The following is a 15378-nucleotide window of genomic DNA, read 5'->3' as shown; positions in this document are numbered from 1 at the left end:
CGCGCTTTCGGCAGGCGAACGGTTTCCAAAGTTCCGATTGCGCGTGAGCGAAAGGTAGCTACTTGCCCCTTGGGGGTGCGTTGATATGCGCGAAACCTTACACTCTCGGGTTACCCCGGATTCCCTATGAACGCCCCTGTTGACGTCTCCTTTTTCGCGCGCGCCGCCAAGCCGCTGTCCAGCTACCGCAAGTACTGGGCGGCCCGTTTCGGCACGGCCCCGTTTTTGCCCATGAACCGGGCCGAGATGGACAAGCTGGGATGGGACAGCTGCGACATTGTGTTGGTGACGGGGGACGCCTATGTGGACCACCCCAGCTTTGGTATGGCCGTGATCGGCCGCATGCTGGAGGCCCAGGGTTTTCGGGTGGGCATCATCGCCCAGCCTGACTGGTCCAGCGCTGACGCTTTCAAAGTATTGGGCAAGCCCAACCTGTTCTGGGGCGTAACCAGCGGCAACATGGATTCCATGATCAACCGCTACACCGCCGACCGCAAAATTCGCAGTGACGACGCCTACACCCCGGGCGACGTGGGCGGCAAGCGGCCAGATCGCGCCGCCATCGTCTACAGCCAGCGCTGCCGTGAGGCCTTCAAGGACACGCCCATCATTCTGGGCGGCATCGAAGGCTCATTGCGCCGCATTGCCCACTACGACTACTGGAGCGACAAGGTGCGCCGCAGCATCGTGGTGGACGCCAAGTGCGACCTGCTGCTGTACGGCAATGCCGAGCGAGCGATTGTGGAAATCGCGCACCGTCTGGCTGCCAAGGAGCCGGTGGAGCGCATCACCGACGTGCGTGGCACAGCGTTTGTACGCCGACCAGACGATGAAACCGGCAAAGGCTGGTTCGAAATCACCTCCACCACCGTCGATGAACCGGGCCGCGTGGAAGCCCATGTCAACCCCTACATGACCACCAGCGAGCAGGCGGCCGAGAACGGAGCCACCTGCGCCAAAGAAGATGAGGCGAAAGCGGTGGCCCAAGCTGCGGAGGCTGGCGGTGCTATAAATTCAGGAGCTGTTTGCGCAGACTCTACGGGGGCTAGAGGCCAAAAAGACTCTAAATCTGAGGTCAATGCTGCCATTGCGCCGCTGACCTTCTTTGCCAACCCCGCGTTGGCCAGCACCAAGGGCAAGATCAAGGTGCCGCCGCGGGAGCGCTCGGTCATCCGCCTGCCCAGCTACGAGCAGGTCAAGAGCGACCCCATCCTCTACGCCCATGCCAATCGCGTGCTGCACCTGGAAACCAACCCGGGCAACGCCCGGTCATTGGTGCAGGCGCATGGCGAAGGCACCACGGCGCGCGACGTGTGGATCAACCCGCCCCCCATACCGTTGACCACGGCCGAGATGGATATGGTGTTTGACCTGCCGTATGCGCGCAGCCCGCACCCCAGCTACGCGGATGAGAACGGTAGCCATGATGGCGCGACCAAGATTCCGGCGTGGGAAATGATCCGCTTCAGCGTGAACATCATGCGAGGTTGTTTTGGCGGCTGCACCTTCTGCTCCATCACCGAACACGAAGGCCGCATCATCCAGAGCCGCTCGGAAGAATCCATCATCAAAGAGGTGGAAGACATCCGCGACAAGGTCAAGGGCTTTACCGGCACCATCTCCGACTTGGGTGGCCCCACGGCCAATATGTACCGCCTGGGCTGCAAGAGCCCCGAAATTGAAGCGGCCTGCCGCAAGCCCAGCTGCGTGTACCCTGGTATTTGCCAGAACCTGACGACCAACCACGACCCGCTCATCAAGATTTACCGCCGTGCCCGCGCGCTCAAGGGCATCAAAAAGATCTTGATCGGCTCTGGCCTGCGGTATGACCTGGCGGTGAAGAGCCCTGAGTACGTGAAGGAATTGGTACAACACCATGTGGGTGGCTACCTCAAGATCGCCCCCGAGCACACCGAGCAGGGGCCACTGACCAAGATGATGAAGCCGGGTATCGGCTCCTACGACAAGTTCAAGCAGCTGTTCGAAAAGTTCAGTGCCGAGGCGGGCAAGAAGCAGTTCCTGATTCCTTACTTCATTGCGGCCCACCCGGGCACGACTGATGAAGACATGATGAACCTGGCCATCTGGCTCAAGAAGAATGGCTTTCGCGCCGACCAGGTACAGACCTTCTACCCCAGCCCCATGGCCACGGCCACGGCCATGTACCACTCAGGCCGCAATACCCTCAAGCGCGTGCACCGCACCGCGCAGAGCGAGGACGAGACCGTGGACATCGTGCGTGGTGAAAAACGCCGTCGTTTGCACAAGGCGTTTTTGCGTTACCACGACCCCAACAACTGGCCGCTGTTGCGTGAAGCGCTGAAGGCGATGGGGCGGGCTGATCTGGTTGGCAATGGCAAGCACCACCTGATCCCCACGTTCCAGCCGCTAACTGATGGCGGCTACCAAAGTGCGCGCAAGAAAAACTCCACCGTGGCGCTGGCCAAGCCGTCGACGCCCGTGAAACCCGTCAAGGGCCGCATGCTCACCCAGCACACCGGGCTGCCCCCGCGGGTAACCGGCGCCGCCAAGCCGAGCACCAAACTGAACCGCAAACCGCGCTGAGCGCGGCTCAGGCGGGTCTAGTTATTCCAGCGCGCTGCTCTCGTTGGCGCCTTGGCCTTTTTTGTCGCGCACATTTTTTTGCACGGTGACCGCGGCATACAAGGCCAGCACAAAGGACATGGCGTAGTAGCCTTTCTCTGACAACAGCAGAGTGGCATTCCACAAGCCGGTGGCCAGCAAGAGCAGTGACAGGCCTACGGCGCCGTAGCAGATGCCGTAGTAGGCGCCAGACACCGGAATACCTTCGAGCTTGTCGCGCACGCACTTTTGCAGCGAGACTGCCGCAAATAGCCCAAAGGCCAGCAGGGTGAAGTAGTAGCCTTTTTCGTTCAGCTGCATTTCAGCATTCCACAAACCCAGCAAGAAGCCAGCGGTGCCGAGCCCGAGACAGGCAAAGGTCGCGCCCACATAGGCACCGGAGGAGGATTGTGGAAATTGGATCGATGTTTTCATGATGAAGGTGTGACAGTGAATACCAATGAACAAAAGGTGAGGGTTGCCGTTGCCCCGGAAGGCGCTAAGCTATTGTTATAGGGAGGCACACAAAGTGCCAACGCCATTCTCTCAATAAATTGCACGGTTTTATTACAACAATGATCAGGGTAATCACGCGATTTGCAGTCTTTGTGTTGGTCCACGGCGTTGTGCTGGCTCAGCCTCCGGTGCAGTTCAACAACAGTCAACAGGCGCTGCAGCAGTACGAAGCCAGTACCCTTGAAAGCCTGATGGAGCGTTGCACTGCGGTCAAGACCGAGCACTACCAGTCGCCCGATGAGGTTCGGACCTTGCGCAACGGTTACGTGGACGTTGCCGAGCAGCATCCCCAAACCGGGCTTTACTCCATCTTTGTATTCGACCAGGACAAGCGCAGCTTTACGCTCGTCGATGGACAGATGCTAAAACCTGGTGGGCGCTTGCAGTTGCGCTTGGCTTTGCCGCGCGACTACGGCCGTTGCCGCTTGGTGCGGGACGCGCAGGGCATCGAGCGCCTCGAAGTTGTGCACATGGAGCGCAACTACGTGTCCGATGCGCAAAGGATGCAGCGCCTGCGCAAAGAGTCTCTGGACTTGGCCGCCAGTGCACCCGCCATGCCGCAGCCGGCGCTTTGCCAAGATGCCAAGCTGGCGGGCCGCGTGTGGGTTGACGGCAAACCGCAGGCCTTGAGCAGCTGCCCGGAGGCACAGCTGGCGCTGCACACTCGCATGCGCAAGCAAGTGCGCAAGGTGTACGAGCGCTGATACCCATGCTGCAATGGCCCACGCTGTCCTTCGAAGTGTCGGTAACTTCCGACAATGTGGGTTACATAGTGCCTTGCCGTGTTTGTCCAAGGGTTTTGACTAAATAAACTCCCTTGATAATGTACTAAGCTGTTCGTCAACCAGAGACAAGCGCTGGCATCTTGGATGCTGGTGCACCAACACCATGACGCTTCAAGATCACGACCTGTCAGCACTGATGCGGGCAGAGCATCCCGACCCTTTTAGTGTGCTGGGCATGCACAGCCGCCCGGATGGATTGGCGGTGCATGCGTTCCTGCCGGGCGCTGAGCAGGTGGAGCTGGTCAACAAGGCCAGCGGGCAGGTGTGCGCCACGCTGCAACGCCTGGCGGGTGGTGTGGTGTTTGGCGCGTTGCTGGCTGAGTCTGCTTCGTTTGCGTACCGGTTGCGAGTGCAGTGGGCGGACGGCGCCCAGCAGCTGATCGATGACCCGTACAGTTTTCCCCTGGTGTTGCAAGACCTGGATCTGTGGCTCTTGGCCGAGGGCACGCACCAGCGTCCGTTTGAGTGCCTGGGTGCACACCTGGTCTGCATCAACGGTGTGTCGGGGGCCAGCTTTGCAGTCTGGGCGCCCAATGCGCGCCGTGTGTCGGTGGTGGGCTCGTTCAACCAGTGGGATGGCCGGCGCCACCCCATGCGCTTTCGCCGTGAATGCGGCGTGTGGGAAATCTTCATTCCCGAAGTCGCCCAAGGCGACCTGTACAAGTTTGAAATCCTGGGCGCCAAGGGCCAGATCGCCGTCAAGGCCGATCCCTTTGCCTTCCACGCCCAGCTGCGGCCCGACACCGCCAGCGTGGTCTACCCGCTGCCGCCACGCCTGCCCATGCGTGCGGACCGCGCTGCAGCCAATGCGTTTGACAAACCCCTGAGCATTTACGAGGTGCACCTGGGCTCATGGCGCAAGGCCGACGGCTGGCGCTGGCTCAGCTACCGCGAGCTGGCCGACACGCTCGTGCCCTATGCCAAGGAGATGGGGTTCACCCACTTGGAGCTGTTGCCGGTTAGTGAGCACCCGTTTGACGGCTCCTGGGGTTACCAGCCGCTGGGCCTGTTTGCGCCGACCTCGCGTTTCGGTTCGCCGGAAGATTTCAAGTTCTTTGTGGATGCCGCACATGCTGCCGGCCTGGGCGTGATTCTGGATTGGGTGCCTGCGCATTTCCCCAGCGACGCGCACGGTCTGGCCGAGTTTGACGGCACGCACCTGTATGAATACGCCGACCCGAAGGAAGGCTTCCACCAAGACTGGAACACGCTGATCTACAACTTTGGCCGCACCGAAGTGCGCAACTTTCTGGTGGGCAACGCGCTCTACTGGCTGGAGCGCTACGGTATTGACGGCCTGCGCGTGGACGCCGTGGCCTCCATGCTGTACCGCGACTACAGCCGCGAAGAAGGCCAGTGGATTCCCAACAAACATGGGGGCCGCGAGAACCTGGAGGCCATTGAGTTTTTGCGCCGCATGAACCACACGGTGGGAACCGAACGGCCCGGCGCCATCACGCTGGCTGAAGAGTCCACGGCGTTCCCCGGCGTGAGCCGCCCGCCCAGTGCGGACCTACAAAGCGGTGGCCTGGGTTTTCACTACAAGTGGAACATGGGCTGGATGCACGACACGCTGAAGTACGCCTCGCTGGACCCGGTGCACCGTCGCCACCACCACAACCAGTTGACCTTCGGGCTGATGTATGCCTTCACCGAGAACTTTGTGCTGCCGCTCTCGCACGACGAGGTGGTGCATGGCAAAGGTTCGCTCCTGGGCAAGATGCCGGGCGACGATTGGCAGCGTTTTGCCAATCTTCGCGCGCTGTATGGCTTCATGTGGGCCTACCCCGGCAAGAAGCTGCTGTTCATGGGCGGCGAGCTGGCCCAACCCACCGAATGGGCGGATGGCTCCGAGTTGTCCTGGTCACTGGAGCAGCAGCCCGCCCACCAGGGCGTGCAGCGTCTGGTGCGGGATATAAACCGTGTCTACCAAGCCTTCCCGGCACTGCACCAGCAAGACGTGCAGGGCGGAGGGTTCGAATGGATTGCGCATGAAGATGCGTCCCAGTCGGTGGTGGCCTTTGTGCGCCATGGACTGCGGGGCGAATGTGCGGTGGTGGTGTGCAACTTCACGCCGCTGCCGCGCCATGGCTACCGCATTGGCATGCCCCATGCCGGCACCTGGCGCGAGTTGATCAATACGGACAACGCCGTCTATGGTGGCAGCGGTGTGGGCAACGGTGAGCTGGCGACGGAGGCGGTGGCCGACCATGGACGTTCGCAATCCGTGGTCTTGAACTTGCCTCCGCTGGCATGCCTGCTGCTTACGCCTGTAGTCCCTGCCACCCGCCACCTGGACACCTAATACATGCCACTGGAAGCCGGCCACACCGACACACTGGGCGCACAGCTGCGCGACGGTGGCGTGAACTTTTGCCTGGCCGCACCCAACGCACAGGCTGTTGACTTGTGCCTTTTTGATGGGAGTGCCACGCAAGAGGTGCAGCGTCTGGCGATGCATGGCCCGGTCGATGGCATTTGGCATGGTTTTTTGCCCGGCGCGCAGGCCGGCTTGGTGTACGGCTGGCGGGTGCATGGCCCGTGGGAGCCGGCACAGGGCCAGCGTTTCAACCCCGCCAAACTGCTGCTGGACCCGTGTGCCCGTGAGGTGCTGGGGCATTACGATGGCGATGACCTCCACCTGGGCCATGTGCCCGGTGAACCTTTGCGTGCCGATCTACGTGATAACGCAGTCACGGCGCTCAAGGCACGCGTTGTGCAGGATCTGCCGCCGGTGTCGGGGCGTGTGCGGGTAGATGCGGCGCGCAGGGTGCTCTACGAGGTGCATCTCAAGGGATACACCGCCCAGCACCTGGAGATTCCTGCCGGTTTGCGTGGCACCTATGCGGGCATGGCGCATCCTGCCGCCATCGCACACCTCAAGGGATTGGGTGTGACCACCGTGTGCCTGATGCCCGTGGCGCAACGGGCGGATGAGGTGCGGCTGCTGCGCATGGGGCTCTCTAACTACTGGGGCTACAGCCCGATCGCCTGGAATGCGCCCGAACAGCGTTACTGGAGTGGTGCACCCGGCACCAGCCCACGCAGCGAGTTCCGCGCGCTGGTGGATGCGCTGCACGCAGTTGGGTTGGAGGTAATTCTGGATGTGGTCTACAACCACACGGGAGAGACCGATGAAATTGGCCCCACGTTGAGCTTGCGCGGTATTGACAACGCGACCTACTACCACCTCGATCACACCACCCCCGCGCTCTACGCCAACTGGACCGGCTGTGGCAACTGTGTGAACCTGAGCCACCCACTGGTGCTGCGCACCGTGATGGACAGCCTGCGTGGCTGGGTCGTGGAGTTTGGCGTGGACGGCTTCCGTTTTGACCTGGCGCCCGTGCTGGCGCGCGCGGGCACAGACCGCCAGCACCGCTTCGAGGCGAATGCCCCGTTCCTGATGGCAGTGGCGCAAGACCCGGTGCTGCGCGATCGGCTGATGGTGGCTGAGCCTTGGGATATCGGCCCCGGGGGCTACCAACTGGGCGCGTTTCCAGCCGGATGGCTGGAATGGAATGACCGGTTCCGCGATACCCAGCGCAGCGCATGGTTGCAGCACCACGCGACGCGGGCCGATTTGGCCAACCGCCTGGCCGGTTCGGCCGACGTCTTCAGCCCCACCCAGCGTGGAGCCCACAGCAGCGTGAACCTGGTCACTGCCCACGACGGTTTCACGCTCATGGATTTGGTGAGCTACGCCCAGCGTCACAACGAAGCCAACGGCGAAAACAACCGCGATGGACACGGCCACAACCTCAGCGTGAACAACGGCGTGGAAGGGCCGACCGGAGACGGCGAAGTCTTGGCTCGGCGTCTGCGCCAGAGACGCGTCTTGCTGGCCAGCCTGCTGTGGTCGCTGGGTACACCCATGCTACTGGCGGGCGACGAGCTGGGCCACAGCCAGGGCGGTAACAACAATGCGTACTGCCAGGACAACGCCACCACGTGGTTGCATTGGGGCCAAGCCGATGCCGAGCTGACTGCATTTGTGGCCCGCGCCATTGCCCTGCGCCACGAACTCCCCGTGCTGCAAAGCCGGGCTTGGTGGCGCGGTGCCAATGACGTCGGCCCTGGCCCAGGCCCTGTCGCACAGTGGTGGGGCCCGCTGGGCCAGACCTTGGTACACGCCGACTGGCACCACCCGCAAGACAACGCGTTGGCGCTACAGCTCAATGCCGCCTCGGTAGACCCGCTGGCCTGCACCGCCTGCCTGTTGTTATGCAATCCCACGGCGCAAACGCAGGAGTTTGTGCCACCCCCTGCGCCAGCCGGCGCCGCGTGGCAGTTGCGCCTCGAAACCGATACCGGCAGCAGCCCGGATCAACCGCTGCCCGCACGGCTGTGGTTGCCGGCCCAAAGCCTCATGCTGGCCAGCGCAGCCAGCCTTTTCGCCGCTCTTTAACTACGTCACACACTTCTATGTCCATCATCACCGTACCCACCACGCCATTTGACGGCCAACGCCCTGGCACCTCGGGGCTGCGCAAAAAAGTCACCGTGTTCCAGCAGCCGCTTTATTTGGAGAACTTTGTCCAAGCGTTGTTTGACGTGCTGCCCGACGCTGCTGGCCAGACCCTGGTGGTGGGGGGCGACGGCCGCTTCTACAACCGCGTCGCCATCCAGACCATTTTGCGCATGGCGGCTGCCAAGGGTTATGCCCGCGTGTTGGTGGGGCAGGGTGGCATTCTGTCCACCCCGGCCGTGAGTGCGGTGATCCGCAAGCATGGCGCCAGCGGCGGCATTGTGCTGTCGGCCAGCCATAACCCCGGTGGGCCCGATGGCGACTTTGGCATCAAGTACAACGTGGCCAATGGCGGCCCCGCGCCAGAAAAGGTGACCGATGCGGTCTACGCGCGCACCCTGGAGGTTGCCCAGCTGCACACCACCGACACGCCCGACATTGGCCTGGATGCGTTGGGCAGCTACCGCATCGAGGGTACCGATATCGTGGTCATCGACCCCGTGGCCGACTACGCCGAAGTGATGCGGGGCCTGTTTGATTTCGCCGCCATCCGCAAGCTGTTTGCCTCCGGCTTTCGATTGCGGTATGACGCCATGTGTGCCGTGGGCGGACCGTATGCCAAATCCCTGCTCGAAGGCGAACTGGGTGCGCCCGCGGGCACCGTGGTGAATGCCGAGCCGCTGGAAGACTTTGGCGGCCTGCACCCCGACCCCAACCCGGTGAACGCCGAAGACCTGATTGCCCACCTGTTTGCCGACAACGCACCCGACATGGGCGCGGCCAGCGATGGCGATGCCGACCGCAATATGGTGGTCGGCCGCAAGTTCGTGGTGTCGCCGTCCGACAGTCTGGCGGTGCTGGCGGCGCATGCCACGCAGGTACCGGGTTACAAGGCCGGTTTGGCTGGTGTTGCACGCTCCATGCCAACGTCCACCGCGGTAGACCGCGTTGCCAAGGCGCTGGGCATTCCGTGCTTCGAGACCCCCACAGGCTGGAAGTTTTTTGGCAACCTGATGGACGCTGGCAAGGTCACGCTGTGCGGCGAAGAAAGCTACGGCACGGGCTCCAGCCATGTGCGCGAAAAAGACGGCCTGTGGGCCGTGCTGTTCTGGCTCAACCTGGTGGCCGCCACGGGCCAGACCGTGGAGCAATTGGTGCGCGCGCTGTGGCAGGCGCACGGCCGCTGCGTTTACTCGCGCCACGACTACGAAGCCATCCCCACCGACAAAGCCGATGCGCTGATGCGCGAGCTGCGTGCCTCTTTGCCCACGCTGGGCGGCACCACGGTGGCGGGCCTGCCCATTGCATTTGCCGACGACTTTGCCTACACCGACCCGGTGGACGGCAGTGTGAGCCAGAAGCAGGGCGTGCGCGTGGTGTTGACCGATGGTTCGCGCGTGGTGTTCCGCCTGTCCGGCACCGGTACCGAGGGCGCCACGCTGCGTGTCTACCTGGAGCGCCACGAACCCAACCCTGCCCGTCAGGACCTGCCCGCGCAAGAGGCATTGCAACCATTGGTGGCGTTGGCAGAGGCCGTGGCCAAGGTGCGCGCCTTTACCGGCATGGACCAACCCACCGTGATGACCTGAAGGCATCCATTTCAAGTTTTTTGCAGAACGACACCACTAAAAAATGAACAGGAGACAAGCATGAACACCACAGACACATCGCGCAGCCTCGTGCAGCAAGAACGCCATATGCAGCCCCACATGTTGGTGCGTCGCACCATTGCCCTGGTGCTGGCCGGTGGGCGCGGTTCGCGCCTCAAGCAGCTGACCGACCGCCGCGCCAAACCTGCGGTCTACTTTGGTGGCAAGTTCCGCATCGTCGATTTCGCGCTGTCCAATTGCGTGAACTCGGGCATTCGCCGCATCGGCGTGATCACGCAGTACAAATCGCACTCGCTGTTGCGCCACCTGCAGCGTGGCTGGAGCTTTTTGCGTGCTGAGCTCAACGAAATGGTGGACCTGTTGCCGGCCCAGCAGCGGGTGGACGAAGAGCATTGGTACCGCGGCACGGCCGACGCTATCTACCAAAACCTGGACATCATCCAGAGCAGCAAGCCCGAATATGTGGTGGTGCTGGCCGGTGACCACGTGTACAAGATGGACTACTCGCTGATGCTCAAGGACCATGTGGACAGTGGCGCCGGTTGCACCGTGGGCTGCATCGAGGTGCCGCGCGCCGAGGCGTCGGCTTTTGGCGTGATGGCGGTGGACGGTACGCGCAAGATCACCGAGTTCGTGGAGAAGCCCGCAGACCCGCCACCCATGCCCGGCAACGACGCCGTGTCGCTCGCCAGCATGGGCATCTACATCTTCGATTCCAAGTACCTCTACGACCTGCTGGAAGACGACATTGCCAACCCCGACTCCAGCCACGATTTTGGCAAAGACGTGATTCCGCGCGTGGTGCGCGAGGGGAGGGCGATTGCCCACCCGTTCTCCATGTCGTGCGTGTCGTCCACGCCCGATGCCGTACCGTATTGGCGCGATGTGGGTACGATCGACGCGTTCTGGGAAGCCAACCTGGATTTGGCGTCTGTGACGCCCGAGCTCGACATTTACGACACCAACTGGCCCATCTGGACCAGCCAGCGCCAGCTGCCACCCGCCAAGTTTGTACAAGACGCCGATGGCAAGCACGGCCAAGCTATCAACACCATGGTGTCGGGCGGCTGCATTGTGTCGGGCTCCATCGTCAGCAACTCGGTGCTGTTCAGCAGCGTGCGGGTGCACTCGTTCTGCGTGATTGACCAAGCCGTGCTGTTACCCGAGGTGACCATTGGCCGCGGCTGCCGCCTGAGCCGCGTGGTGGTGGACCGCGGTTGCAGCGTACCCGAGGGCCTGGTGATCGGTGAGGACCCGGTGGCGGACGCCGCGCGCTTTGAGCGCACCGAAAATGGTGTGGTGCTGGTCACCAAGGACATGCTGATGAAACTAAGCACCCCCTGAGCCGCTGCCGGAAACTTCAAGAAAGAAACCATGCGCATCCTGCAAGTCAGTGCCGAGATTTTTCCGCTGCTCAAAACCGGAGGGCTGGCCGACATTGCCGGAGCGCTGCCAGCCGCCTTGCAAGTGGCGGGTTGTGATGTGCGCGTGATGCTGCCGGGTTTTCCGGCCATTTGTGCGGGGCTGGAGGGCGGGGAGCCCGTGGGTAGCTTTGCCATGCCCTGGGGCGAGCGGGTGGAGGTGGTCTACGGTACTTTGCCTGCCTTGGCGCGGGACGGCCGTACGCTGGGCGCCTACGTGCTCATGGCGCCTGGTCTGTACGACCGACCTGGCAACCCCTACGAAGATGCCAACAAGCAGCCCTACGGAGACAACCACCGGCGCTTTGCGGCGCTGGGCCTGGCGGCTGCCCATGTGGCGCACGGCCTGGATGCACAGTGGCGCCCCCAGTTGGTGCACAGCCACGACTGGCACGCTGCGCTGGCCCCCGCCAGCCTGGCGCTGTGGAACGAAGGGCAGGGCCCGCGTGTGCCTTCGGTCTACACCGTGCACAACCTGGCCTACCAGGGCGTGTTTGGTCCTGAGCATTTTGGCGACCTGGGCCTGCCCGGACGCGCCTTCCATGTGCATGGCATGGAGTTCCATGGCCAGCTTTCGTTCATGAAGGCCGGGCTGTTTTACGCCAACCACATCACCACCGTCAGCCCCACCTATGCGCGGGAGATTCAGGGGCCGGAGCAGGGCTGCGGGCTGGACGGCCTGCTGCGCGCGCGCCAGCAGCACCTGAGCGGCATCTTGAACGCGGTGGACGACAGCGTGTGGAACCCGTCTACCGATGCGCTGATTGCCCACCCCTATGACGCCCGCCACATGACCGGCAAGGCCCAGAGCAAAGCCGCGCTGCAGGCCGAAATGGGCCTGGCGCTGGAGCCCGATGCGCCATTGTTTGCCGTGGTGAGCCGCCTGACCGAACAAAAAGGCCTGCCGCTGGTGCTGGCCGCGGTGGATGAAATTGTGTCGCGCGGCGGCCAGCTGCTGGTGCTGGGCAGTGGCGAGACCGGGCTGGAACAGGCTTTTGTGGCCCAAGCCAAGGCCAACCCCGGCCGTGTGGCCGTGAAGCTGGGCTACGACGAAACCTTTGCCCACCGCATCTTTGCGGGTAGCGATGTGACGTTGGTGCCCTCGCGCTTTGAGCCTTGCGGCCTGACCCAGATGTATGGCCTGAAGTACGGCAGCCTGCCCTTGGTACGCCGCGTGGGTGGCCTGGCAGACACCGTGGTGGACAGTGACCTGGAAACCCTGGAAGACCGCACAGCCACCGGCTTTGTATTTGATGCCTTTGATGAATCCCACTACCGCCGCGCTGTGCGCCGTGCCTTTGCGCTGTACCACCGCAAGGCCGAATGGAACCGCGTGCGCCAGACGGGCATGAAGCTTGCCTTCGACTGGGCCAGTGCTGCCCAGCACTATGTCGCGCTGTACCAAAACCTGATTGCCCAGGCCTGATGGCCCTTATCGCCACACGCCCACACCATGACCCAAATGACAGCCCCCGCCACCTCTGCCACTTCCCCCAATTTCGAATTTGATGCCCCCGGCCGCGATCTGGAGTCACTCAAGCGTTCCATCGCCAACAAACTGATGTTTGTGGTGGGCAAAGACCCAGAAGCCGCCCGCCCCGAAGACTGGTTGCACGCCGCCGCCTATGCCGTGCGAGACCAGCTGGTGGAGCGCTGGATGACAACCACCCGCGCCCAGTACGCCCAAGACGCCAAGCGCGTGTACTACCTCAGCATGGAGTTTTTGATTGGCCGCACCTTCAGCAACGCCATGTTGGCCGTAGGCCTGCGCGAGCGGGTCAAGCAAGCTTTGGCCGACTTTGGCGTGGATATCGACTCCGTGACTGAGCTGGAGCCCGACGCAGCGCTGGGCAACGGGGGCTTGGGCCGCCTGGCCGCGTGCTTTTTGGATTCCATGGCTACGCTCAACATCCCCGGCTTTGGCTATGGCATCCGTTACGACTACGGCATGTTCAAACAAACCATTGTGGATGGCCGCCAGGTGGAAGTGCCCGACTACTGGCTCACCCATGGCAACCCGTGGGAGTTTCCGCGCCCCGAGGTGAACTACCGCGTGCAGTTCGGTGGCCATGTGGTGAAGGAGGGCGACGCCTACCAAGTGGGTCGACAGCCACGACGTGCAGGCCATGGCCTACGACACCATCATCCCCGGCTACGCCACCAAGGCCACCAACACACTGCGCTTATGGTCTGCCAAGGCTACGCAAGAAATTGACCTGGGCGCCTTCAACCGCGGCAACTACTTTGCGGCGGTGGAGACCAAAAACCATTCCGAGAACGTGTCCCGCGTGCTCTACCCGGACGACTCCACCGCCTCCGGCAAAGAGCTGCGTTTGCACCAAGAGTATTTCTTCTGCAGCGCCAGCGTGCAAGACCTGTTACGCCGCTACCTGCGCACGCACGACAACTTTGAGAGCCTGCCCGACAAGGTCAGCATCCACCTCAACGACACCCACCCGGTGTTGGCGATTCCTGAGCTCATGCGCCTGCTGCTCGACGAGCACCACCTCTCTTGGGCCGACGCTTGGCGCCTGTGCCAGGGCGTGTTCAGCTACACCAACCACACCCTCATGCACGAGGCGCTGGAGACCTGGCCGGTGGAGATGATGGGCCGCATCCTGCCGCGTCACCTGCAAATCATTTACGACATCAACGCCCAGTTTTTGACCCAAATTTCCCAGCGCGGCGGCAGCGCCGAGCTGTTGCGCAAGGTGAGCCTGGTGGACGAGGCGGGCGAGCGCCGCGTGCGCATGGCCTACCTCGCAGTGGTGACCAGTCACTCGGTCAACGGCGTGTCGGCTTTGCACTCCGAGCTGATGAAGGAAAGCATCTTCTTCGACTTTGCCAATCTGTGGCCCGAGCGCTTCAACAACAAGACCAACGGCATCACCCCGCGCCGCTGGCTGGCGCAGGCCAACCCGGCTTTGTCTGCCGTGCTGGACAAGCAGGTTGGCACCGGCTGGCGCCGCGACCTCACGCAACTCAGCGGCCTCAACGCAGTGTTGACGCAGCCGAAAGTCATCGAGGCTTTCCAGGGCGCCAAGCTCGCCAACAAGCAGCGCCTCGCCGCTTGGGTGCAGGCCAATATGGGTTTGACCATCCCGACCGACGCGCTCTACGACGTGCAAGTCAAGCGCATTCACGAGTACAAGCGCCAGTTGCTTAATGTGCTGCACGTGGTCACGCGTTATTTGCGCATCATCAACAACCCCGGCTCGGTCACGGTGCCTCGTGTGGTGGTGTTTGCCGGCAAGGCCGCGTCGGCCTACCACATGGCCAAGCAGATCATTCACCTCATCAACAACGTAGCCAGCGTGGTCAACAACGACCCGCGTGTGGGCAACCTGCTCAAGGTGGTGTTCATCCCCAACTACAGCGTGAGCCTGGCCGAGCGCATCATCCCGGCGGCTGACTTGTCCGAGCAAATCTCTACCGCCGGTACCGAGGCGTCCGGCACCGGCAATATGAAGTTCGCCCTCAACGGCGCACTCACCATCGGCACGCTGGACGGCGCCAATGTGGAGATTCTGGAGAACGTGGGTACTGACAACATCTTCATCTTCGGCCTGACCACACCGCAGGTGGCCGCCACCCGCGCCGCGGGCTACCAGCCGCGCGCCATTGCAGAGGGCAACACCGAGCTGACTGCGGTGCTGGAAGCCATCCGCGACGGCGTCTTCAGCCCCGACGAGCCCGCCCGCTTCCAGGGTATCTATGACCTGCTGGTGAACTGGGGCGACCACTACCTGCTGCTGGCGGACTACGCCGCCTACATCGCCGCGCAAGAACAGGTGGACGTGGCTTACCAGAGCAAAGAAGCCTGGTCCGTCATGGCCCTGCGCAACGTGGCTGCGATGGGCCCGTTCTCCGCCGACCGCACGATTGGTGAATACGCCGACAAGATCTGGAAGAGCAAGCCGCTGGAGCTGGCTTCCTGATGGGGGGCTGAGGCGGATTTGAGTCAAATCTGCCTCTTGCGCCCGTGGAATATGCGC

At 62.7% G+C, this 15378-nt stretch carries 8 protein-coding genes and 1 pseudogene; 8 read left to right on the top strand and 1 reads right to left on the bottom strand.

The window, feature by feature from the left end; translation table 11 throughout:
* The first annotated feature begins 126 nt into the window (after nt 1–126).
* Nucleotides 127–2565 carry a YgiQ family radical SAM protein gene (locus tag U5O12_RS03885; RefSeq protein ID WP_322577371.1) on the top strand — a complete coding sequence of 813 codons (2439 nt, stop codon included), beginning with the start codon at nt 127–129 and terminating at the stop codon, nt 2563–2565.
* A 21-nt stretch (nt 2566–2586) separates the two neighbouring features.
* Here U5O12_RS03885 and yiaA read toward each other — a convergent pair whose 3' ends face one another.
* On the bottom strand, nt 2587–3018 hold the full coding sequence (gene yiaA / locus U5O12_RS03880) for an inner membrane protein YiaA (protein WP_296465702.1): 432 nt from the start codon (nt 3016–3018) through the stop codon (nt 2587–2589).
* A 176-nt stretch (nt 3019–3194) separates the two neighbouring features.
* Between yiaA and U5O12_RS03875 the strand changes: the two genes are divergently transcribed.
* The 7 genes and pseudogenes from U5O12_RS03875 to U5O12_RS03845 all read left to right on the top strand — a co-directional run bounded on the left by U5O12_RS03875 (nt 3195) and on the right by U5O12_RS03845 (nt 15321).
* A complete protein-coding gene (locus U5O12_RS03875) occupies nt 3195–3803 on the top strand; it encodes a hypothetical protein (RefSeq protein WP_322577370.1) in 609 nt (202 codons plus the stop codon).
* Nucleotides 3804–3987: 184 nt separating this feature from the next.
* Nucleotides 3988–6189, top strand: a complete 2202-nt coding sequence (gene glgB / locus U5O12_RS03870) for a 1,4-alpha-glucan branching protein GlgB (RefSeq protein WP_322577369.1) — start codon at nt 3988–3990, stop codon at nt 6187–6189.
* Nucleotides 6190–6192: 3 nt separating this feature from the next.
* Entirely contained in the window at nt 6193–8292 is a 2100-nt protein-coding gene (gene glgX, locus U5O12_RS03865; RefSeq protein ID WP_322577368.1) for a glycogen debranching protein GlgX, read from the top strand.
* A gap of 17 nt (nt 8293–8309) precedes the next feature.
* Nucleotides 8310–9941, top strand: coding sequence for an alpha-D-glucose phosphate-specific phosphoglucomutase (locus tag U5O12_RS03860; protein WP_322577367.1), 1632 nt, complete (start codon nt 8310–8312; stop codon nt 9939–9941).
* A 60-nt stretch (nt 9942–10001) separates the two neighbouring features.
* Nucleotides 10002–11306, top strand: a complete 1305-nt coding sequence (gene glgC, locus U5O12_RS03855) for a glucose-1-phosphate adenylyltransferase (protein ID WP_416221438.1) — start codon at nt 10002–10004, stop codon at nt 11304–11306.
* A 30-nt stretch (nt 11307–11336) separates the two neighbouring features.
* Nucleotides 11337–12809, top strand: a complete 1473-nt coding sequence (glgA, locus tag U5O12_RS03850; RefSeq protein WP_322577366.1) for a glycogen synthase GlgA — start codon at nt 11337–11339, stop codon at nt 12807–12809.
* A gap of 27 nt (nt 12810–12836) precedes the next feature.
* Nucleotides 12837–15321: pseudogene (locus U5O12_RS03845) on the top strand (glycogen/starch/alpha-glucan phosphorylase).
* Nucleotides 15322–15378 lie beyond the last annotated feature (57 nt).

It is taken from the genome of Rhodoferax sp. (assembly GCF_034519335.1).
Lineage (GTDB): Bacteria > Pseudomonadota > Gammaproteobacteria > Burkholderiales > Burkholderiaceae_C > Allorhodoferax.
This window is presented reverse-complemented; position numbering and strand designations above follow the sequence as displayed.